Source organism: Pseudomonas sp. FeN3W (assembly GCA_030263805.2).
Classification (GTDB): domain Bacteria; phylum Pseudomonadota; class Gammaproteobacteria; order Pseudomonadales; family Pseudomonadaceae; genus Stutzerimonas; species Stutzerimonas stutzeri_G.
This window is the reverse complement of the sequence record CP136010.1, coordinates 3,995,764-4,017,256: the sequence shown is the minus strand read 5'-3', so window position 1 is coordinate 4,017,256 and position 21,493 is coordinate 3,995,764. Positions and strand designations below refer to the sequence as shown.

19 protein-coding genes and 1 tRNA gene are annotated in these 21,493 nt (G+C 60.7%); 5 read left to right on the top strand and 15 right to left on the bottom strand.

Going from position 1 to position 21,493, the window contains the following annotated elements:
- Positions 1 to 37 precede the first annotated feature (37 nt).
- Positions 38 to 1,753, top strand: a complete 1,716-nt coding sequence (locus P5704_018910) for a tannase/feruloyl esterase family alpha/beta hydrolase (GenBank protein ID WOF78079.1) — start codon at positions 38 to 40, stop codon at positions 1,751 to 1,753.
- A gap of 274 nt (positions 1,754 to 2,027) precedes the next feature.
- On the top strand, positions 2,028 to 3,290 hold the full coding sequence (locus P5704_018905) for an OprD family porin (GenBank protein ID WOF78078.1): 1,263 nt from the start codon (positions 2,028 to 2,030) through the stop codon (positions 3,288 to 3,290).
- 122 nt (positions 3,291 to 3,412) lie between these two features.
- Here P5704_018905 and P5704_018900 read toward each other — a convergent pair whose 3' ends face one another.
- The 3 genes from P5704_018900 to P5704_018890 form a co-directional block, all read right to left on the bottom strand.
- Entirely contained in the window at positions 3,413 to 3,574 is a 162-nt protein-coding gene (locus P5704_018900; protein ID WOF78077.1) for a hypothetical protein, read from the bottom strand.
- A 155-nt stretch (positions 3,575 to 3,729) separates the two neighbouring features.
- A complete protein-coding gene (locus tag P5704_018895) occupies positions 3,730 to 3,939 on the bottom strand; it encodes a hypothetical protein (protein WOF78076.1) in 210 nt (69 codons plus the stop codon).
- Positions 3,940 to 4,176: 237 nt separating this feature from the next.
- Positions 4,177 to 5,619 (bottom strand): hypothetical protein, encoded by a 1,443-nt coding sequence (locus tag P5704_018890; GenBank protein ID WOF78075.1) that lies wholly within the window; start codon positions 5,617 to 5,619, stop codon positions 4,177 to 4,179.
- Between the two features lie 44 nt (positions 5,620 to 5,663).
- Here P5704_018890 and P5704_018885 point away from each other — a divergent pair, with 44 nt between their 5' ends.
- The gene (locus P5704_018885; protein WOF78074.1) at positions 5,664 to 6,692 is read left to right on the top strand and encodes an IS30-like element ISPsp7 family transposase; all 1,029 of its coding nucleotides are present in this window, start codon (positions 5,664 to 5,666) and stop codon (positions 6,690 to 6,692) included.
- Here the strand turns inward: P5704_018885 and P5704_018880 are convergent.
- The 7 genes from P5704_018880 to otsB form a co-directional block, all read right to left on the bottom strand.
- Positions 6,640 to 8,220, bottom strand: coding sequence for a DEAD/DEAH box helicase family protein (locus P5704_018880; protein ID WOF78073.1), 1,581 nt, complete (start codon positions 8,218 to 8,220; stop codon positions 6,640 to 6,642). The genes P5704_018885 and P5704_018880 overlap by 53 nt on opposite strands.
- A 55-nt stretch (positions 8,221 to 8,275) precedes the next feature.
- Positions 8,276 to 8,947, bottom strand: a complete 672-nt coding sequence (locus P5704_018875) for a hypothetical protein (GenBank protein WOF78072.1) — start codon at positions 8,945 to 8,947, stop codon at positions 8,276 to 8,278.
- 315 nt (positions 8,948 to 9,262) lie between these two features.
- A tRNA-Met gene (locus tag P5704_018870) sits at positions 9,263 to 9,339 on the bottom strand.
- A gap of 143 nt (positions 9,340 to 9,482) precedes the next feature.
- Positions 9,483 to 10,382 (bottom strand): DMT family transporter, encoded by a 900-nt coding sequence (locus tag P5704_018865; protein WOF78071.1) that lies wholly within the window; start codon positions 10,380 to 10,382, stop codon positions 9,483 to 9,485.
- On the bottom strand, positions 10,382 to 11,026 hold the full coding sequence (gene can, locus P5704_018860; protein WOF78070.1) for a carbonate dehydratase: 645 nt from the start codon (positions 11,024 to 11,026) through the stop codon (positions 10,382 to 10,384). The genes P5704_018865 and can overlap by 1 nt, the downstream gene beginning before the upstream one ends.
- Before the next feature lie 84 nt (positions 11,027 to 11,110).
- A complete protein-coding gene (otsA, locus tag P5704_018855) occupies positions 11,111 to 12,526 on the bottom strand; it encodes an alpha,alpha-trehalose-phosphate synthase (UDP-forming) (GenBank protein WOF78069.1) in 1,416 nt (471 codons plus the stop codon).
- 16 nt (positions 12,527 to 12,542) lie between these two features.
- Entirely contained in the window at positions 12,543 to 13,319 is a 777-nt protein-coding gene (gene otsB / locus P5704_018850) for a trehalose-phosphatase (protein WOF78068.1), read from the bottom strand.
- A 179-nt stretch (positions 13,320 to 13,498) separates the two neighbouring features.
- Here otsB and P5704_018845 point away from each other — a divergent pair, with 179 nt between their 5' ends.
- On the top strand, positions 13,499 to 14,041 hold the full coding sequence (locus P5704_018845; GenBank protein WOF78067.1) for a hypothetical protein: 543 nt from the start codon (positions 13,499 to 13,501) through the stop codon (positions 14,039 to 14,041).
- Between the two features lie 238 nt (positions 14,042 to 14,279).
- Here P5704_018845 and rimI read toward each other — a convergent pair whose 3' ends face one another.
- From rimI to P5704_018820, 5 genes are all read right to left on the bottom strand, one after another.
- Complete coding sequence (rimI, locus tag P5704_018840; GenBank protein ID WOF78066.1) at positions 14,280 to 14,732, bottom strand: ribosomal protein S18-alanine N-acetyltransferase; 453 nt, start codon at positions 14,730 to 14,732, stop codon at positions 14,280 to 14,282.
- Between the two features lie 11 nt (positions 14,733 to 14,743).
- On the bottom strand, positions 14,744 to 15,553 hold the full coding sequence (locus P5704_018835; GenBank protein WOF78065.1) for an energy transducer TonB: 810 nt from the start codon (positions 15,551 to 15,553) through the stop codon (positions 14,744 to 14,746).
- The gene (locus P5704_018830; GenBank protein WOF78064.1) at positions 15,550 to 17,094 is read right to left on the bottom strand and encodes a 2-isopropylmalate synthase; all 1,545 of its coding nucleotides are present in this window, start codon (positions 17,092 to 17,094) and stop codon (positions 15,550 to 15,552) included. Before P5704_018830 ends, P5704_018835 begins: the two co-directional genes overlap by 4 nt.
- 457 nt (positions 17,095 to 17,551) lie before the next feature.
- Entirely contained in the window at positions 17,552 to 18,790 is a 1,239-nt protein-coding gene (locus P5704_018825; protein ID WOF78063.1) for a saccharopine dehydrogenase family protein, read from the bottom strand.
- A gap of 26 nt (positions 18,791 to 18,816) precedes the next feature.
- Positions 18,817 to 19,914 carry a carboxynorspermidine decarboxylase gene (locus P5704_018820; GenBank protein ID WOF78062.1) on the bottom strand — a complete coding sequence of 366 codons (1,098 nt, stop codon included), beginning with the start codon at positions 19,912 to 19,914 and terminating at the stop codon, positions 18,817 to 18,819.
- Positions 19,915 to 20,232: 318 nt separating this feature from the next.
- Here P5704_018820 and mksB point away from each other — a divergent pair, with 318 nt between their 5' ends.
- A complete protein-coding gene (gene mksB, locus P5704_018815) occupies positions 20,233 to 21,474 on the top strand; it encodes an Mks condensin complex protein MksB (protein WOF78061.1) in 1,242 nt (413 codons plus the stop codon).
- Positions 21,475 to 21,493 lie beyond the last annotated feature (19 nt).

The window sequence follows — 21,493 nt, the reverse complement described above, 5'->3', positions numbered from 1 at the left end:
GGCACACGGCCCGACAACAAGAAGAAGGAAAGCCTCAATGATGCATCCATCCTGCAATTCGCTTGCGCGCTGTTCCCTGCCCCTGGCCTCCCTCGCCCTGGCGCTGCTGGCCAGCCAGTCCGCCCAGGCGGCGACCTGCACCGAGCTGCTCGGCCGCGAGATACCGGCCCAGGCCATCGGCCTGCCCACCAGCGGCGCGCGCGTTACCGCAGCGACCCCGGTCGCGGCTGGCGGCAGCGCACCGCAGGCGTTCGGCGCCTATTGCGACCTCAGCGCCGAGATTCGTCCGGTCGACCCCGCCGCACCGGCGATCCGCATGCGCCTGGTGCTGCCCGAGCAGTGGAACCGCAAGGCGATGATGTTCGGCGGCGGCGGTTACAACGGCACGGTGCCGAACGTCGCCGGCAACGTGCCGGCCGGCCCGGTCGATCAGCCCACGCCGCTCGGCCGCGGCTATGCGGTATTCGGCAGCGATTCCGGGCATGTGGCCGATCCGCTCAGCCCCGGCTCCTTCGCCTGGAACGACGAGGCCCTGGCCAACTACGCCCACGACGCGCTGAAGAAAACCCGCGACGCCGCCATCTACCTGATCGAACAGCGCTACGGCGCCATGCCCGAACGCAGCTATTTCGCCGGCGGCTCCACCGGTGGCCGCGAGGCGCTGGCCGTGGTGCAGCAATGGCCGACCGACTTCAACGGTGCCATCGTCCTCTACCCCGCCTACAACGCCCTGGCGCTGGACCTGCAGTTCGGCCGCATCACCCGCGCTCTCGCCCAGCCCGGCGCCTTCCCCAGCCTGGAGAAACGTGCCGCACTGCTGGAAGCCGCTATGCAGGCCTGCGACAGGCTGGATGGCGCGCGCGACGGCGTGATCAGCCATCAGGCCGCCTGCAATGCGCGGTTCGACCCGGCCCGCGCCAAGCTCAACGGCAAACCGCTGCGCTGCCCGGGCGGTGCCGACACCTCGCAGCGTTGCCTGTCGGATGCGCAGATCCAGGCGCTGCGGGTGTTCAACACGCCGATCCGCTTCAACTTTCCGCTGGCCAGCGGCGAGACTCACTATCCAGGCTTCAATACCTGGGGCACCGATCTCGGCCGCCCTGGTGAGGGCGTGCAGCTGGTGGTCAACCGCCTCGGCCTCAACACCCTGCAGCCGAGCTACCCGATGCCCGTGCACGGCACCGGGTTCGCCGAGGGCGCGCCCTACCATTCCGGCTTCTGGGATGAATGGGTGCGCTACTTCGTGACGCGCAATCCCACCTTCAACTCGCTGACCCTCGACCCGCAGAACCCCGGCCCGTGGCAGGCGCGCATCAGCGAGCTGTCGCTGCGCCAGGACGTCAACCGGACCGACCTGTCCGCCTTCGCCCGCAATGGCGGCAAGATCCTCATGGCCCACGGCAGCTCCGACCAGCTGGTGAGCACCCGCGCCACCGCCGAATACTACGAGCGCGTGCGCCGCGACATGGGCCCCGGCAAGACCAAGCACTTCCTGCGCTACTACGAGGTCCCCGGCTACGGCCACGCCGCCAGCACGGTGTTCAACGCTGCCTGGGATTCGCTGACCGCGCTGGAAGACTGGGTCGAACAGGGCCGCGCGCCGCGCCGGCAGGTCGTTGCCGACAGCGTCGGCGTACCCGGCCGCACCCGCCCGCTGTGCGAATACCCGGGCTGGCCGAAGTATGTCGGCAAGGGCGACGTGAATGCCGCGTCGAGCTTCGTCTGCGTGAAGAGCCGCAAGGGCACCCGCTAGCACCTGAACCGGCGCCGGCTCCCCGGCCGGCGCCCTCTTATCCAACCGTCCGCCGCGCTGGACACCGCCTCGCCAAAGCTGGCCGCGCGCCATACATGTCCAGTCTGCCGGACGCTTTCCATACCGCGCCCAAAGCATGCCACTGCACCGCGCAACCCTTCTGGCGCGCGGTATTCGGCCGACCAGACCGCGTATTTCCGCGACTGGCACGCCTTTCGCTCTATGCCCTTTAGCCGCCCGAGAGCGGCCGAAAACAACAACAAGAGGAAACACCATGCGACTGCACCACAAATCCCTCTGCCATATCCTCTGCGGCGGCGCCGTAGCGATCGCCGCCAACCCCGCCAGCGCCGCCTTCGTAGAAGACAGCAAGGCCAGCATCGACCTGCGCAACTTCTACATGAACCGCGACTTCCGTTCCGGCAACGGCCAGTCCAAGGCCGAGGAATGGGCTCAGGGCTTCATGCTGAAAATGGAATCCGGCTACACCGAAGGGCCGGTCGGCTTCGGCCTGGACGCCATCGGCCTGCTCGGCGTGAAGCTCGACTCCAGCCCCGACCGCGTCGGCACCGGCATCCTGCAGAGCGACCGTGAGGCCCCCAACCGCGCCCAGGACGACTACGGCTCCGCCGGCATTACGGCCAAGGCCAAGCTATCCGCCACTACCCTGCACGTCGGCACCCTGCAACCGATCCTGCCGGTGGTGATGCGCAACGACAGCCGCCTGCTGCCGCAGACCTACCGCGGCGCCTGGCTGCAGAGCAAGGAGATCGAAGGCCTGACCCTGGACCTCGGCAAGCTCGACCGCGTCAACCAGCGCAACTCCTCGGATAACGAGGAAATGTCCGCCTTCAACGGCGGCCGCCGCAACATCCAGTTCGGCAGCCAGACCAGTAGCGACGAATTCCTCTTCGCCGGCGCACGCTACGCCTGGTCGCCTGAGCTGAGCACCAGCTACTTCTACGGCGGGCTGGATGGCATCTACAAGGAACACAACTTCGGCCTGGTCCACGTGCTGCCGCTCGGCGACAAGCAGAGCTTCAAGACCGACCTGCGCTACGTGCACCAGACCGACGACGGCGGCAGCAACGTCGACGCCGATGCCTTCGGCGCCATGTTCACCTACAAGCTCGGCGGCCACGCCTTCGGCGCCGGCTATCAGCAGCTCAATGGCGATACCGGCTTCGCCTACATCGCCGGTAGCGACAACTCGCTGGTCAACCTGGTGCAGATCAACGACTTCGGCAACGAGGACGAACGCTCCTGGCAGGTCCGCTACGACTACGACTTCGCCGCCATGGGCATCCCCGGCCTGAGCCTGATGACCCGCTACCTCTCCGGCGACAACGTCGACCGCGGCGTGGGCGCCAGCGAGGGCAAGACCTGGGAACGCAACACCGACATCGCCTACGTGTTCCAGAGCGGCCCGCTGAAAAACCTCGGCCTACGCCTGCGCAACGCCACCACCCGCAGCAACTTCGGCAGCGACCTGGACGAGAACCGCTTCATCGTCAGCTACAGCCTGCCGCTCTGGTAAGCACCCACGCCGCAGCACCCCTCCTCGTTGGATTTCGCCGGGCCTCGCGCCCGGCTTTTTTCAGACATGAAAAAGGCGACCCTCGGGCCGCCTCTCTTCATTCCGCCGCCTCGCCTCCCGGCTCAGCCCTGCTTGGTATTACGCCGCAGAATCTCGTTCACACGCTCCGCGGTATACGCACGCTTCGCCTCATCACTCGGCTTTTGCCGAACATCGAACATCACACCCGCACTGATTGCCAACACACAAACGATCACCGAGACCGCAGACAGCCACGTATTCATTGCAAGCTCTCAAGACAAGAAAAAACCACATGGCGGATCGCCAAACGCCGCAATCCTGCTCCTGCGCTCCAGCACAGTCAACGGCGACTAAAACCCTAGACCCATCGCCTCTACCGTCACCGTTTCAGCCAATTCAACCCCGAATCACCGCGCCCTCACGGCAGCGCAAACTGCAGACCGCCCAACGCAAACCGCACAAACACCGCCCAACCCACGGCACTCAAAACACCCAACGCCAGATAACCCACCACAATCCCCAACGCAATCTGCTTCCACAGCCCGGCATGGGGATCACGGTTGTAAACGGCCGGCTCCACGGAACGAACATCCCGCTCGGCACGAATCTCATCGAAACGGTCACGCATGGTTTACCTCGGGAAGCGGAGCAGCAAATAGAAGGAACGAAAAAAGGCGGCTAGCTTTGGCTAGGCGGCTTGGGATGTCTAGTGGATGTCGCTGGACGGGCGAGCGAGCATTATGAATCCGCCGCGTAGCGCCCTGCTGCGCCAGAAAGGCCCATAAACCGGGCCTTCCAGCCATCCTCCAACCTCACTGCACCAGTTTTGTTCAGAGAAAGCTGCCGATGTAGTCACCTCATAAATCTACTTGCTAACAATCACCTTGATGTCTTTCCCAGCAATACCTTTTACATATGTATAGCTTGTTCCGAGGACGGTAAGCTGATCTTGGCTGATTCTGCTTTCTTTGATCGCGGGCTGGACAATGTAAAAGCCCATAACAAGCTCCTTGTCTCTGCATTTTCTTCTTAATAAATCAATGCTGGATATATCGCCTTTTAGAACGCGATTAAAATTTTTCTCTATCGCGGTTTGGTACCTATACATTAGCTGCGCAAATAGCTCTTCGCCTCTATTTACCCATTTGACTGATCTTGATGTTTGGCCGGAAATAACATAGGTGTCCTCTACTCGACCTCCGGGTTCTGACTTTGACGGGCAGTATTTACAGTGATAAAAGTCGACAAATATTTGATCTTCAGTCTCGTTGATTCCAACTAAATCAGCTACTTCTCCAGCATCATCGTCATTGAAAATTAGCTGATATTTTTCTTCAATTTTCTTGTAGGTGAATCCTTGAACCGTTTTTAAATTTCCTTCCGGCCCCATTGACTCTTTATTTAAAGGAGTATCACCCCAATTCCACGCCTCAATAAGTGCCATTGGGATTTTTACGTTGAGAGTTTTGGCCGAGTAGTATCTATAGTTGCCACGAATAAAAGACCCATCTTGTTTTAATAGGCGAGGAGGGTTATCGCTTAAATATTCTGAGAGCGCTCTATCTTTTTGGAGTGATATCTTTCCTGGACACTCTATTCTATAGCTATCTGCTAGAAGCAGGATCCTTATATCCAATACTTTACTATTATCTCGATCTGGTCTTACCAATGGTATTTCGATAGTTTTTTCTGATGTTATGAGTGGAGTTCCTAGCTCTAGGTCTATTAGGCTGTGGGACTCCCCATTCAGAGTTATGTGGACTTTTCGTTCGTTCTCAATGGCTATTTCATCAGGCCAGTCGGCATAGAATATTCCTGTTGGCCATTTTTCACGGACTGGCTCAGCTTGCATTGCATTTCTTATTATGTCTTTTGTATCGATGTCGGGGTTGTTTAGTTTCTTGCCGGTATGTATGCACCACTGAACCCAGTAGTCGATTGTTTCAGAGTTCATTTCCCAGAACTTGCCTTTGTATGAACAGCCTGCAGTAGTTTTTTCACCTCCCTCATACCCGGCGGCAAAAATATTGGATTTTATAGCTGTACCTGTTTCTAGATCATTAATAATTGCACCGATGTCTCTGCCGACATGCATCGTAAATCTCAAGTCTTTATTGGATCTAGACAACCCTACATTTTGCAGCCTTAAGAAATCAATATTGTGGAGTGCGCGAAACGTCCGCTCGCCATCTATTTTTATAAATTCTTTTACGAGGTAATTTCTGAATTTGGCAGTTTGCCCTTCATCCCCAGAAGAGTTTATAAACAGAGTCTTCTCATTCTCAGAGTAATAGGCTGGCGGCGGCAAAAACTGAGTGCAACACCTGACCTTTCCGGTACGGTGCTGCCCCTATGTCTTATACCGAACTCAGCGTTGAAGAGCGCGCCACCATTCAAATCGGTCGTACCCAAGGCTTCAGCCTGCGCAGGATTGCCTGCTTGATCAACCGATCCCCTTCGACCATCAGCCGTGAGCTGCGCCGTAACCGAGGTGCTTGCGGTGGCTACTCGGCCCGCCTGGCCCAGCAGCAAATGCAGGCCCGCCGCCAGGTTTGTCGACCGATGCGAAAACTGTTGCCGGGTAGCGAGCGCTTCGAACTGGTGACCCATATGCTGCGTGAGCGTTTGTCTCCCGAGCAGATTGCCGGCAAGCTGCGCAGCATGAACATACCCAACCTGCGAGATGCCTACGTCTGTCGCGAGACGATCTACAACGCGATCTATGCCCTGCCAGTGGGTGAGCTGCGTAAGGAGCTGATCATCTGTCTGCGCCAAGGCAAGACGACGCGCCGGCCGCGCTCTGGTGGCGTGGATCGGCGCGGCCAGATCCCCGAGATGGTCAGTATTCATGTGCGCCCGCCGGAGATTGAAGACAGGCTGATGCCGGGGCATTGGGAAGGCGACCTCATCAAGGGTAAGGCCAACGCCTCGTCCGTCGGTACGCTGGTGGAACGCACCAGTGGCTACCTGATGTTGGTGAAGATGAACGACGCGACGGCGACTTCGGCGCTGGAAGGCTTCAGCGCCGCGCTCAATAGCATGCCGCTGGAGATGCGCAAGAGCATGACTTACGACCAGGGCCGGGAGATGGCGCGACACGCCGAGATCACCCAAAGAACCGGCGTGGCGATCTACTTCTGCGACCCGCACAGCCCCTGGCAGCGCGGCAGCAACGAAAACATCAACGGCCTGATTCGCCAGTACTTGCCCAAGGGCACAGACCTGTCGGTACATAGCCAGGAGGAGCTGGACGCCATTGCGCTGCAACTGAACATGCGACCGCGCAAGCGCTTCGACTTCAAATGCCCCATCGAGGTGATGGGAGAGGTCATGCAAAATGCCATGGCAATGCGGCATGATGCTCCGGTTTCAATTCAATAACCGTGTTGCACTCAGCTCCTGCAACCGCCGCTAGATATAGAAACCATTCTGTGTTTTTGATCTCTGCGGTATTGGCCCACCCTACCGAAGTCTCTGACTTCGTCACCATTATTACTATGTCATTAGTGTCGCTAATGGTGACAAGCTCAACTTTTTCTAATGATGAATAGTAGTTATTTATGTTTTCTGGATTCCACTCATCCTTTTTAACGGTATACGCGGTCGCGCTAATGTTTGGCGTAGGATTTAACGATAGAATTCGCTCTCCTTCCTCCTTGTTTGCGAATTTCTCATTTAGCTCTTGCTTTTGTATCTCCCGTTTTATTTTTTTCTCACTAACTTCACGAATTACAGCACTCCAGTCGGCGCTTTCTTCGTAAAGTGCCGACATTTGGGCGTCCATCTTCTGGTTTGCGATATTGGCAACAAATTTTGCTGTTCCAAGATTTTTGTTTGCCCTGGTCAATCTGCCAATAAATTGAAGGGTTACCGCTGGGCTGCAGTGCTGATCGTGTATAGCGGCTATTTTTAATTCTGGAAGATCAAAACCTTCACCTAGCATGTTGACGCAAACTATTATTTTGTGCTTTTTGCTTTTAATGTTATCAAGGGTATTCTTTTTGCCTTTGGTGTTACTGTGAATTAGTACTGGATTTAGATCTTCGTGTTCTTTATATATTTTAAAGAGATCCCCAGCTCTTTTTTGAGATTTAACCCGAACCATCATTATGTGGTCTTTTCCATCGGCCAAATCCTCTCTAAGCAGAGCAACAGCTTTTTCCGCAATTGATCTGTCTGCTGCGCTTGGTTGATACTCCCTAATAGGGTGAAATTCAATTTCTTGAAAGTATTTGTCGTTCTGCGCTTCTCTTAGGGGGTAGTTGTAAATTATAGAACCCTCTAAACTTTCGCCGTCCTCTCGAAAAGGGGTCGCCGTGAATTGAATACAAGGCTTATGAGTAAATGCCTTCTTTACACGCTTCCAAGTTCTAGCTGCCACATGATGGGCTTCGTCGATTATTAGGTGCGAACAAAGTTCCGCCAGAAAGATAAGCTCGTCTTCGTTGAATAAAGATATGGCTTGCGGTGTGGCTATTACTACATTGCAGCCTTCGGCTTTTTTTAGCTGCTCAATTTCAAGCTTAGAGCTAATCTTTAGTATTTTTGGTGGCGCGGTATTTTCGTTGATTGCGCCTATGTCCCTCAGTGTTTTGAGTTCGACAATTTTTTCGGATGTCTGCTCTCTCAATGCGTCAGAAGGAACTATTATGAGAGTCCTTGGAAAGTGGCCGGCGATAATGAGAGAGAATATTGCGTCCGTTTTGCCGGTGCCTGTTGGCATTACCACAGTTGCAGGCTTTTCGGGAGATGACGCAAGGTAACCTAAGGCTGTATATAGCGCCGCTATTTGTGGACGCCTAAGCCCCTTGCTGTTATTTGCCTCAGTGGGCTCTATAAATTTAAATGGATTGTCAATCCAGCTTTTATAAACAGCATTCGTTTTGTAAAAGTCTTCACTTATAGGCATGGCAGTCCCTTACTTCAAGGCTCTATATACAGTTTTTGCTCGCTAGCGATTTTGATTAGGGCATCATATTTCGCCCTGCATAGCAGGAAGGTTTGTAGCTTTTACACATATTGTTGAAGGCGACTTTGGCTCCTTTGCGGCAGTCTCGATAAATAAATGAGCCACTTTTGTAGTTCTGGCAAATGGAAGAGAGATCAATTTCCCCATCTATTTCTACCCATTCGAAGCTCCCCCGAATGCGTTTCTTCTCATATCCATTTTCCCATTCCCAGCGTGCCGATCGAGTGATGCGCTGTTTCTGCTGCCGTTGAACCGGCCGTGATCCTGTTATTGAGTCCGCTAAAGCCGCCTGGTAGGTATTAGCAGCGGGTTTAGGAATGTAGTTGTGGTCGTTGAAGACAACTTGCTTACCCTGAGCGTTGCGCTCTTGTGCCACTGCTGGGCGAGTTGCCTGATAGCTTGGCCGCGGGGTTACGGCTATCGGCGTCCCAACCTGGACAGGTGTTGCTGCAGGTGCTGGTTGAGGCTGATCTGGTGGAGGCGTACTGGCTATGTGAACTTGGAAGGCATCCTTTAGCTTGCTGACATCAATCACGATGCCGAAGTCCATGAGTGCTAAAGCACCGAAGGTGAAAAAGGTGCCGATACTTGCAACAGTAATTAGGCGCCCGGGGCCGGGTTTCTTTGTCCGTCGATGCTCTGGTGCGTCTTCCCAATCAGCTTGCATAACCCCTCCCTAGGTCTTTCGGGCATACCAGCGCCTAGCTACTTCCTGTGTGATCGCTATCCCGCGTTTGGATTGGCCAAGTTTCGGTTGGCCTCGTCGTAGTCGGGACTCGTCTAGCCATTCTCTGGCGGCACTCTGCCATTAAGCAACCACTACCTATAGCTAGGGCAGGCTCCGGCGAGAACTTGTAAAGAGGCGGAATTGGGACAGACCTGGGAGCGATGGCTAAAGCGAGGCGAGGCAATCCGGGGAGCGGTAGTCACCAGCCCAAAAACAAAAAAGGCGGTTAGCTTTCGCTAACCGCCTTTCTGTGTCTGGTGGCTACACCGGGACTTGAACCTGGGACATCAGCATTATGAATGCTGCGCTCTAACCAACTGAGCTATGTAGCCAAGTGGCGCGCATTATTCTCTGGTCGGTTTGGGCTGTCAACCCTGGCTCCACAGATTTTTTATCCTTTTCAAACGGTTAGTTACGAACGGTCGCCTAGGCCGGGCCGCGCAAGTGGAGCCGCCTAGGCCGGAATGCTACAGCCTTAGCGGAATGACGGTCGCGTGGCCAGCAGCAGGCCGGCGAAGATCAGGGCGCCGCCGATCCAGTGGAAGGTGCGCAGGGCCTCGCCCAGCAGCAGCCAGCCGAGCAGTGCGGTGAAAACCGGCATCAGGTACATGACCATGGCCGCCCTGCCCGCACCGACGATCTTCACCCCATGGTTCCAGCCGACGTAGGCCACCAGCGAGGCGAACACGGCGGTGTAGCCGATGGCGGCGAGGTTGGCCGGGGTGGCGGTGAAGCCCCCTACCCGGCTCAGTTCGTACAGGTAGAACGGCAGGATCAGCGGCACGCCAAGCAGCATCAGCACGCCGAGCAGGACCAGCGGGGGCACGCTGAGGAAACCGGACCAGCGCCGTAGCAGCAGCGTGTACAGCGCCCACACCAGCACGGCCAGCAGCATGATGAGATCACCGGCATTGAACGATAGGCTGGCGAACGTCTGCCAGCTGCCGCGGCTGATCAAATAGAGCAGCCCTGCCGCCGCCACGGCCATGCCGAACCAGGCGCGGCGCAGTGGCCATTCACCGAGCAGGAAGCCCGCGCCGATGAAGGTCGCCAGCGGCAGGCAGGTATTCACCAGTGTCAGGTTGATCGCTTCGGTACTCTGCGCGGCGGTATAGAGCAGCGAGTTGTAGCTGGCGATGCCGAGCGCGGCGATCACCGGCAGGCGCCAACCGGCCGCGCGCAGGCTGGCGCGGTGCAACCAGATGCCACGGGCGACGAAGGGCAACAGCAAGCTGGTGGCCAGCACCCAGCGCCAGAACGACAGGCTCAGCGGCGGGATCTGATCGTAGAAGGCACGGGCCACCAGCGCGTTGCCGCTCCAGCAGAGCACAGCGATGAGCAGACCGGCGAAGGCCAGGGCGTGGCGGCTGTTCATCAGGCGTTACGCGGCGGACGCAGGCGGTATTGCGACGGCAGCTGATCGAGCCCGCTGACGGTGACGTTGAGGTTCTTCCACAGGCCATCCTTGATGCCGTAGATGCAGCCGTGCACGGCCAGCGGCTGACCGCGGTGCCAGGCGTTCTGGACGATGGTGGTGTGGCTGACGTTGGCGACCTGCTGGATGACGTTGAGCTCGCAGAGGCGGTCGACCTGCTCCTCCTCGCTGGCGAGCTTGGACAGGTGCACGCGATGCTCGTAGTAGAGGTCGCGGATGCTGCGCAGCCAGCCGTCGATCAGGCCCAGCTGGTCGTCGCGCATGGAGGCGCGCACGCCGCCGCAGCCGTAGTGGCCGGTGACGAGGATATGTTTGACCTTGAGCACGTCGACCGCGTACTGGATGACCGACAGGCAGTTGAGGTCGGTGTGCAGCACGACGTTGGCGACGTTGCGATGGACGAACAGGTCGCCCGGCAACAGGCCGACGATCTCGTTGGCGGGCACACGGGCATCGGAGCAGCCGATCCACAGGTATTCCGGCGCCTGTTGCTTGGACAGTTTCTCGAAGAAGGTAGGGTCTTCTTCCTTGATGGCCTCGGCCCAGCGGGCGTTGTTCTCGAACAGCGGTTCCAGCTCGCTCATCTACGTTGTCCCTATGGTTCGGCCCCGCACCTTACGAGCCGGCCCGGCCTTTGACAAGCAAGGCCGGCTCGCGCGGGCGGTCAGTCAGTCCGGTTCGACGAGTTCTTCCGTCTTGATGACCGTGGTGCTGGGCTGGGAGACGAACGAACGCAGGTCACGCATGAAGTTGTCGCGCCAGGCATCCAGATCGGCCGCGCGAATGGCGCGCATCAGGTGCTCGTAGCGGTCCTTGCGTTCGGTCAGGGACATGCTCAGCGCACGGTCGAGGGCTTCGGCCATGCCGACGCAGTCGTACGGATTGACGATCAGCGCCGAGGTCAGCTCGCGCGCCGCACCGGCGAAGCGCGACAGCACCAGCACGCCTGGGTCTTCCGGGTCCTGCGCGGCGACGTATTCCTTGGCGACCAGGTTCATGCCATCGCGCAGCGGCGTGACGAAGCCGACGTCGGCGGTGCGGAACAGGCCCATCAGCACGCGACGGTCGTAGCTCTTGTTGAGGTAGTGCAGCGGCGTCCAGTCGAGGTCGGAGAGGCGCCCGTTGAGGTGCCCGGCCTGGCTTTCGAGCTGTTCGCGGATGTGCTGATAGGTGCGCACGTCGGACCGCGAGGTCGGCGCGATCTGCAGGAATTCGACGTTGTTGCGGTGTTTGGGATAGCGGTCGAGAAACTCCTCGTAGGCGCGGAAACGCTCCACCAGGCCCTTGGAATAGTCCAGCCGGTCGACGCTGATGATGGTCTGGCGGCGGGTGTCGGTGGCACGACGCATGGGATGCGCGCGGCCCTTGTAGCCTTCGGCGAGCATCTGGATCTCGTCCGGCACGACACCGATCGGGTAGACCCCGGCGCGGAAGTTCTGCCCGTAGGCGGTCAGGCTGCCGTCCGCCTCGATGACGCCGCGCACCTCGCGGGTGATGTAGTCCTGGAAGGCCAGGCGATCGGTGTCGGTCTGGAAGCCGATCAGGTCGTAGTAGCAGAGGGTCTTCAGCAGTTCGTTGTGCGGCGGGATGGCGGTGAGGATTTCCGGCGCGGGAAACGGGATGTGCAGGAAGAAGCCGATGCGGTTGCGGATGCCCAGCTGGCGGCAGGCTTCGGCGAACGGGATCAGGTGGTAATCGTGAATCCAGATGATGTCGTCGCGCTTGAGCAACGGCTTGAGCTTCTCGGCGAGCATGGCGTTGACCCGCCGGTAACCGTCGTATTCCTCGCGGCTGTAGCGCGCGAGGTCGATGCGGTAGTGGAAGATCGGCCAGAGCGTGGCATTGGAGAAGCCGCGGTAGTACTGGTCGTAGTCACGCTTGTTCAACGGCAGCGTGACGTAGGTGATGTTGCCCACCTCTTCGGTGCTGATGGTCGGGGTTGCGCTGATCTCGCCACTCCAGCCGAACCAGATGCCACCGGCCTGGCGCAGCGCATCGTAGACACCGACGGCCAGCCCTCCGGCGGCTACCTTGCCCGGTTTGATTGGCGCCACGCGGTTGGAAACCACTACTAAACGGCTCATGGCAGTAAATCTCGCTCTAGTCGGGTTTTGTTCTGGGCTCGGCCGGCACACCGAGTTCGTTCAGCAGCGCTTCGATCCAGTCGCTAACGGCAGTCACCGACGCCACCCGTTCGCGGGCTTCGCTGGGACCGTCGCCGACCTTGATGGATCGACCTCCGAGCGCATTGACGGCGGCAAAGCCGGCTTCGTCGGTGAGGTCGTCGCCAAGGAACACCGGGGTGCGGCCGGCGAACGGCGCTTCCTGCATGAAGGCGCGAATCACCTCGCCCTTGCTCGCGCCGCGGGGCTTGAGTTCGAACACGCACTTGCCGGGCTGCAGGGTCAGTACCTCGGCATAACGCTGGGCGAAGTCTTCAGCGAGTGCACGGGCCACCTCTTCCAGCTCCGGTGCCTGACGGAAATGCAGGGCGAAGGCTACGCTCTTGTTCTCCAGGTGCAGGCCGGGGTGTTCGCTGCAGGCCTGCTGCAATTCATGCTGGATGCGCGCCAGCGCCTGGTTGTCGAGTGCCAGGTTGCGCAGTTCACCCGCGGCATCGCGGCGCTCGGCACCGTGCACACCGGCGGCGGGAAGTTGCAGGGGCGCCAGCAAGGCATCGAGCTGCGCAAGCGGTCGGCCGGAGATCACGGCGACGGGAATGCCGCCGGCATGCAGGCGTTCCAGGGCCGCGAGAGTGGACGGTGGAATGAAGACGAGTTCCGGTCGGGGCTGAATCTCAGCCAGCGTGCCGTCGACATCGAAGAAGAAGGCGTAGCGCCGCGGCTCTGCCGCGGGTTGGTCGTTTTGATCATTCATGCAGAGTAGGACTCCGGATCACGCGCGGTGGTTCGTCCCCTTTTCTCAAGACGGTCAGGCATCTACGGCTGCCGGAAAGGATGGACCCGAATGGCGTTATCGGCCAGCCGACAGTCCTGAATCTTCCCCGGGCGGCCGGGTCACAACCTGCATGACCGACGTTCTGACAGGAGACGATCATGAGCGATCAAAAACCCTACACCCCGACGGAAATCGACGACACCGAAGACCGCATGGGCTCCATCGAACAGCTCGACTTCGATCAGCGCCGTGACGAGCGCAAGGGCCGCGTCGGTGACGAAGTGCCCGGCGAGCAGGTGGCCGACGAGTTCACCGCCGAACGCGCCGCCGAAGCGGGCATGACGGCCGGCGAAGTACCGGATGGCGAAGCCACCATGGACGATTTGGCGCCGGAAACGCTGATCCCCGAGGACGGCGCGCGCTCGCCAAGCGAACGCGGCCATGGCGAGCCGGCGGATCAGGACCTGAGCGTGGTTTCCGAGCATGAGATCGGTGCCGACGTGGATCTCGACGAGGCCGAACTGGGCCGCTACGACCCGCTCGACGGCAAACCCTGGGATGGTCCCGCCAAAGGTGACGAAGACACCGGCCTCAGCGGCGGCGATGCGGTATTGCGCGAGGATGACAGCGTGCTGTCGGACGAAGAACTGGAAGGCGAAGCGCCGCTGGATTCGGGACGGGACAAGCTGCCGGGGGAATAGAGCGGAGCCAGTTGCCGCATTCGCCAGGCGAAAGCGACATGGCCCCGGAGCACATAAGGCGGCCTCTGCTGACTTCCGTAGGCGTGGGGTGGATGTCGCCTTCTACATCCACCTTGACCAGAGCACGGTGGATCGATGAAGCGTGATCCACCCTACGAGACCGACGACAGTCAGCGATGGGGAACCGCGATCGTGACACCGGCAGAACCCCAAGAGCCGGAGCCTCGGCCCGCAGCAGTTAATCCAGCAACGTGCAGGCCATCACCAGCGCATCTTCGCGCCCGTCTGCCGCTGGGTAATACGCCCGCCGCCGGCCGACTTCGTTGAAGCCATAGCGTTCGTAGAGGCGATAGGCCGCAGTGTTGCTCGCACGCACCTCGAGGAAGCACTCGCGGCCGCCGCGTTCGCGGGCGCGCTGCATCAGATGCTCGAGCAGGCGCAGGCCGAGGCCGCGGCCCTGGCTCTGCGGCTTGACGGTGATATTGAGCAGGTGCGCCTCGTCGAGAATCAGGTTGATCACGCCGTGACCGACCTGCTGCTCGCCCTCGAACATGACCCAGCATTCGTAGGCACTCAGCGCATCGTTGAAGATACCGCGCGTCCAGGGGTGGCTGAAGGCGGCGTATTCGATCTTCAACACGGCTTCGATATCCGCCGCGGTCATCGGGCGGAAGCTGACAGCATCACTCATCACACGTGTACTCATGAACCTATGTGCCAGCGCGGCATGCTGCGGCGCAGGGCCTTCCACAGCTCGGCCTTGGCGGCCGGCTGCTCCATCAACTGTTCCAGGCCAGGCATCGCCAGTGCACGACCAAGCCCTTCGACAGCCAGCTCGCGATAGCAGGCGTCGACATCCACCTCGCCAGCAAAACGCAGCGCCGGCCGGCCGATCAGCCAGATGCAATCGCAACCCATGTTTTCCAGCTCGGCGGCCATCACGCCCTGCACGTAATCGCGTGCGGCTTCGCCACCTTGGTCGAGGCTGCCCTTATTCAGCAACGGCCAGCGAATCGGCTCGCCATCGCCCACCTGTTGCGGCTTGTCCGGCAGACGTGCGGCGCGCAGCAGGTCCTTGAGCAGGATGTAGGCCGGGTCGCGGCTCTGGAAGGATTCGCCGGTGGGCAGTTCCACCACCAGCAGCACGTTGCCGGCGCGCATCAGCTGCAGCGAGAAACGTGGCGGCGGTTCGATGGGTTTGGCCGGCTCGGCCGCCTGCTCTTCCGTCGCAGCGGCAACCGGTTCCGGCTGCCTGGGCTCCGGCATGGCGATACGCGGACGCGGCGCCTGCGGCGATTCGACTGCAGGCGCTGCGGGTGCGCGTTCCACTACCGGCGCGGCCACCGGCACCTCGGCTGGCGGGGCGACGGCAATGTCTGGCTCCGCTTCGGGCGCGACCGGCAACAGCAACTCCGGCCGCGACGGTGCAGCGAAAGGCAACTCGGTACGCGGCAGCCAGCTGGCCACCTGCATGGCGTCGAGGTAGGCGCGACGCCGGGCTTCGTTGATCAAACGCCCTCCACCTGCGGATGCGCCTTGGCGCCGACCTGCATCAGGTTCAGCGCGTTGAGATAGGCCTTGGCCGAGGCGACGACGATATCGGTATCGGCGCCGTTGCCGTTGACAATGCGTCCGCCCTTCTCCAGCCGCACGGTGACTTCACCCTGGGAATCGGTGCCCTGGGTGATGGCGTTGACCGAATACAGCTGCAACGTGGCACCCGACTCGGCGATGGTCTCGATGGCCTTGAAGGTGGCGTCCACCGGGCCGGAGCCTTCGGCCTCGGCGCTGCGCTCGGCGCCGTCGACGCTGAGCACCAGCTTGGCTTCGGGGATCGTGCCGGTCTTGCTCGCCACGTCCAGGCTGGCCAGCTTGAAGTGCTCGGGCGCCTCGTCGGCCAGGGTGTCGGAGATCAGCGCCTGCAGGTCTTCGTCGAAGATTTCGTGCTTCTTGTCCGCCAGCTCCTTGAAGCGGGCGAAGGCGGCGTTCAGCTCGTCGCCTTCCAGGGCGATGCCCAGCTCTTCCAGGCGCGAACGGAACGCGGCGCGGCCGGAGTGTTTGCCCATGACCATCTTGTTGGCGTTCCAGCCAACCGACTGCGCGGACATGATCTCGTAGGTCTCGCGGTGCTTGAGCACGCCGTCCTGGTGGATGCCCGACTCGTGGGCGAAGGCGTTGGCGCCGACGATGGCCTTGTTCGGCTGCACCGGGAAGCCGGTGATGCCGGAGACCAGGCGCGAAGCGGCGAGAATGTGCTCGGTCTCGATGCGGGTGTGCACGTCGAGCAGGTCCTGGCGGGTCTTGATCGCCATGACAATCTCTTCCAGTGCGGCGTTGCCGGCACGCTCGCCAAGGCCGTTGATGGTGCATTCCACCTGCCGCGCACCGGCGACCACTGCCGCCAGCGAGTTGGCCACGGCCAGGCCCAGGTCGTTGTGGCAATGCACGGAGAACACTGCCTTGTCGGCGTTGGGAATGCGCTCGAGCAACTGGCGGATGGTGTCGGCGTACTGGTGCGGAATCGCATAGCCGACGGTGTCCGGGATGTTGATGGTACGCGCGCCGGCGTCGATGGCGGCCTCGATGATGCGGCAGAGGAAATCGATCTCCGAACGCCCGGCGTCCTCGCAGGAGAACTCCACGTCGCCACACAGGCTGCGCGCCTTGCTCACCGCGCGCACGGCCTGCTCGACCACCTGCTCCGGCTGCATGCGCAGCTTGTACTGCATGTGGATCGGGCTGGTGGCGATGAAGGTGTGGATGCGCCCGGCGTTGGCACCGGCCAGTGCTTCGGCAGCGCGCTCGATGTCGGCATCGACGGCGCGCGCCAGGCTGCACACGGTGCTGTCCTTGATGTGGTCGGCCACCAGCTTCACCGCGGCAAAGTCGCCCGGGCTGGCGATGGCGAAGCCCGCCTCGATCACGTCCACCTTCAGCCGCTCCAGCGCCCGGGCGATGCGCAGCTTCTCCTCGCCGGTCATGGACGCGCCGGGGCTCTGCTCGCCGTCGCGCAGGGTGGTGTCGAAGATGATGACGCGATCGTTGCTGCTCATAGGAAATCCTCACGGCTGCCGAGCGCCTCTCATGGGGCGCTGTAGTCCGTGGATTGTCGCGTGAAATGAACAAAGCGGGAAGGCGAAGCTGCAAGCCTCAAGCCTCAAGCCTCAAGCCTCAAGCCTCAAGCCTCAAGCCTCAAGCCTCAAGCCTCAAGCCTCAAGCCTCAAGCCTCAAGCCTCAAGCCTCAAGCGAATCAGTGTGGGGCCGCCATGGAACAATGAAGTCGCGTAGGGTGGAAAACGCCGAAGGCTTTTCCACCAATGGGGGAGCGCCGTGGAAAACGCTTCGCGGTTTTCCACCCTACGCAGGCCAGAACGCCCATGTTGGCTCGTAGGGTGGATGGCGCTTTCTCCATCCACCGCAGCGCCGCCGACAAAGCGAAAGACCCCGCTGCCGAAACAGAGGGGCCTTTCGCTTTTGCTTGCAGCTTATGGCTTGAAGCTTGTGGCTGCCTTACTGGTCCCAGGGGCGGTCGCCGCGCTCATCGTTGATCCGCGTGGGCAGACCCATCACATCGAGCAGCTTGAGGAACGGCTGGGCCGGCAGCTCTTCGACGTTGACCATGCGCTGCGCATCCCACTCGCCACGCGCTACCAGCAGCGCGGCGGCGACCGGCGGCACGCCGGCGGTGTAGGAGATGCCCTGGCTGTCGGTCTCGGCGTAGGCCTCTTCATGGTCGGCGACGTTGTAGATGAACAGCTCGCGCGGCTGGCCGTCCTTCTCGCCCTTGACCACATCGCCGATGCAGGTCTTGCCGGTATAGCCCGGCGCCAGCGAGGCGGGATCGGGCAGCACAGCCTTGACCACCTTGAGCGGGACCACTTCCAGGCCTTCGGCGGTGCGCACCGGCTGCTCGGAGAGCAGGCCGAGGTTCTTCAGCACGGTGAAGACGTTGATGTAGTGCTCGCCGAAGCTCATCCAGAAACGGATGTTCGGTACATCGAGGTGCTTGGACAGCGAGTGCACCTCGTCATGACCGGTCAGGTAGAGGCTCTGTTCGCCCACGACCGGCAGGTCGTCGGTACGCTTGACCTCGAACATGCGATTGGTCGTCCACTGGCTGTTTTGCCAGCTGTAAACCTGACCGGTGAATTCGCGGAAATTGATTTCCGGGTCGAAATTGGTGGCGAAATACTTGCCGTGGGAACCGGCGTTGACGTCGAGGATGTCGATCGACTCGATCTTGTCGAAGTATTCCTGCTGCGCCAGGGCAGCGTAAGCGTTGACCACGCCTGGGTCGAAACCGACGCCGAGGATGGCGGTGACGCCCTTTTCCTGGCACTCGGCCAGGTGCTTCCACTCGTAGTTGCCATACCACGGCGGGGTTTCGCAGATCTTGCCCGGCTCTTCGTGGATCGCGGTATCGAGATACGCGGCGCCAGTGTCGATGCAGGCGCGCAGCACGGACATGTTGAGGAAGGCCGAACCGACGTTGATGACGATCTGCGATTCGGTTTCGCGAATCAGTGCCTTGGTCGCTTCCACGTCCATGGCGTCCAGCGCATAGGCCTTGATCTCGCCGGGCTGCTTGAGGCCGCCCTTGGCTTGCACGCTGTCGATGATGGCCTGGCATTTGGAGATGTTGCGCGACGCGATAGCAATACGACCGAGTTCGTCGTTGTGCTGCGCGCACTTATGGGCCACCACCTTGGCGACACCTCCTGCACCAATGATAAGAACGTTTTTCTTCAATTGTTTCACCCCCTTGTACTGCGGCCTCAGGAAAGGCTGGACAGGTAATCGTTAAAGTCGAACTCACGCACCACCTCGACGCTGCCGTCGAGCTGCTTTACCACGATGGACGGCATTTTCAGGCCGTTGAACCAGTTTTTCTTGACCATGGTGTAGCCTGCCGCGTCGATGAACGACAGCCGATCGCCGATGGCCAGCGGACGATCGAATTGGTACTCACCGAAGATGTCCCCAGCCAGGCAGCTCTTTCCGCACACCATGTAGCTGTGCTCGCCGTCGTTGGGCGCCATCTTGGCGTTGAGGCGGTAGATCAGCAGGTCGAGCATGTGCGCCTCGATGGAGCTGTCGACCACCGCCAGGTTCTTGCCGTTGTACAGGGTGTCGAGCACCGTGACTTCCAGCGAAGCACTCATGGTGATCGCCGCCTCGCCGGGCTCCAGGTAGACCTGCACGCCGAATTTTTCCGAGAACGCTTTCAGCCGTGCGCAGAAGGCATCCAGCGGATAGCCTTCACCAGTGAAGTGGATACCGCCGCCGAGGCTGACCCACTCGACCTTTTCCAGCAGGTGGCCGAAGCGCTCCTCGATGGTGGTCAGCATCTGGTCGAACAGTTCGAAGCTGGCGTTCTCGCAGTTGTTGTGGAACATGAAGCCGCTGATCTTGCCGATCACCGCCTCGATCTTCGCCGGGTCGTGCTCGCCCAGGCGGCTGAACGGCCGCGCCGGGTCGGCGAGCAGGTAGTCGGAGCTGCTGACCTGCGGATTGACGCGCAGACCGCGGATGGTGCCCTCGGTGCGTTCAGCGAAGCGCTCCAGCTGGCCGATGGAGTTGAAGATGATCTTGTCGCAGTTGGCGACCATCTCGTCGATCTCGTCGTCGGCCCAAGCCACGCTGTAGGCGTGGGTTTCGCCGGCGAACTTCTGCCGGCCGAGCTTGAGCTCGTACAGCGAGGACGAGGTGGTGCCGTCCATATACTGCTGCATCAGGTCGAATACCGACCAAGTGGCGAAGCACTTGAGCGCCAGCAGCGCCTTGGCACCGGAGTTTTCGCGCACGTAGGCGATCTTCTCCAGGTTGCCCAGCAGCTTCTGCTTGTCGATGAGGTAATACGGCGTCTTGATCATGTCTACGTGCCCCCAGGTAGTTCGCCCGGCGGGAGCCGGCAGCTCCCCGTTTGCAAAAGCGGCGAATTGTGCCGATTACCGGCGCAGATCGAAATAGATTTTCAACACTTCGTCACCATTGAAGGACATCCGGTAGCACCTATATGGCTGCAAGAGCCGATGCTAGACAGGCTAACCCGCGTGCAATGACGTTCAAATGAATCGCCCAGTTAATTGTCTGGCACCGCATTCAGCGCGCGTCCGATTGTCCGGCGGGCCTTCAGCCGGCTGTCAATGCAGTACAATTCGCGCTTTTTCACTGGCAGGACTGGCGCCTCGATGATCGAACCCAAGCGCGTACTGCGTGCCCTCGCCGAACACTGGGCTCTGCTCGAACCGCTGTGCGAGCGCTTCGATGCAGGCACCCTGAGCCTGGTCGAGCTGCGCCACCAGCTGGCGGCGCAACTGCCCGAAGGCACGCCCACCGATATCACCGCCCTGCTCGACCAGTGGATTCGCCTGGATATCCTGGTGCCGGTGGCCAAGAGCCCCAACCGCTTCGAGCTGAATGCGCAGATCCACGACTTCCTCGCCTACCTGCGCCGCGAGCACCGCCTCGGCCTGTGCCTGGAGATCGAAGCCTACCTGCGCCACCTGGAGCGCCTGGCCGGGCATATCCTCGATGCCTTCGAGATCCGCGACGGCAACGACCTGGCCCGCCAGTTGCGCCTGCTCGACATGCGTGTGCGCGACGTGCTGAAGAAGCTCGACAACGACGAGCAGGCGCTGGTTGCGGTCGCCGACCGGGCCAAGACCAGCGACCGCCAGATTCCACTGCGCCAGCGCTATGCCGAAGTCCTAGCAACCTGGGACGAATACGTCGAGCCAATGATCCAGCTGGTCTCCGCCGACGGCGCCTTCGAGCAGGGCGTGCACCGCGTCGAGCAGGTGCTGATGAAGCTGCTCGGCGAGCAGCAGCGCCTCGGCCAACTGGTGGACGACGACCTCTTGCTGCGCACCCATGCGCGCATCCTCGAAATGCAGACCACCGCCCAGTTGACCCTGCGCAAGGCCCGCGAACTGCTGCTGCCGCTGCGCGAGGAAGCACGCCGGCACAACGCCGTGACCCGCGGCGCCGCGCTGGCATTGTCCGCGATCCGCAAGAAGGGCCTGGATGCCGTGCCGCAGGCCTCGCTGCCGCTGTTCACCCGTCCGCAGAGCACCTTCCTCGGCACCGCCAGTCAGGTCGAGGCCTATGTCTATGCCCTGGCGCGCTTCGAGCCGAAGCCGGCGCAATTCCCCCGCGCCGGCAGCAAGCGCAAGGCCGACGCACCGCGCACGCCACGCACCGCCCGCGAGATGATCGAGCGCTGCCAGCAGGCGCTGCCGCTGCCGGACCTGATGGCCTGGCTGCTGGAACAGGAACCCGAGGGCGCCACCGACGAGCTGCTCTACTGGTTCTCGCGCCTGTCGCGCGACGGCCGCTTCCAACGCGACCGCCTGGAACGCCGCGAGTACCTGACCCGCGAACATCGCGTCAGTCTCAGCTCGTTCGCATTGGTAGCCAATGCGAATGCCTGAACAGCACGCACATTCAACT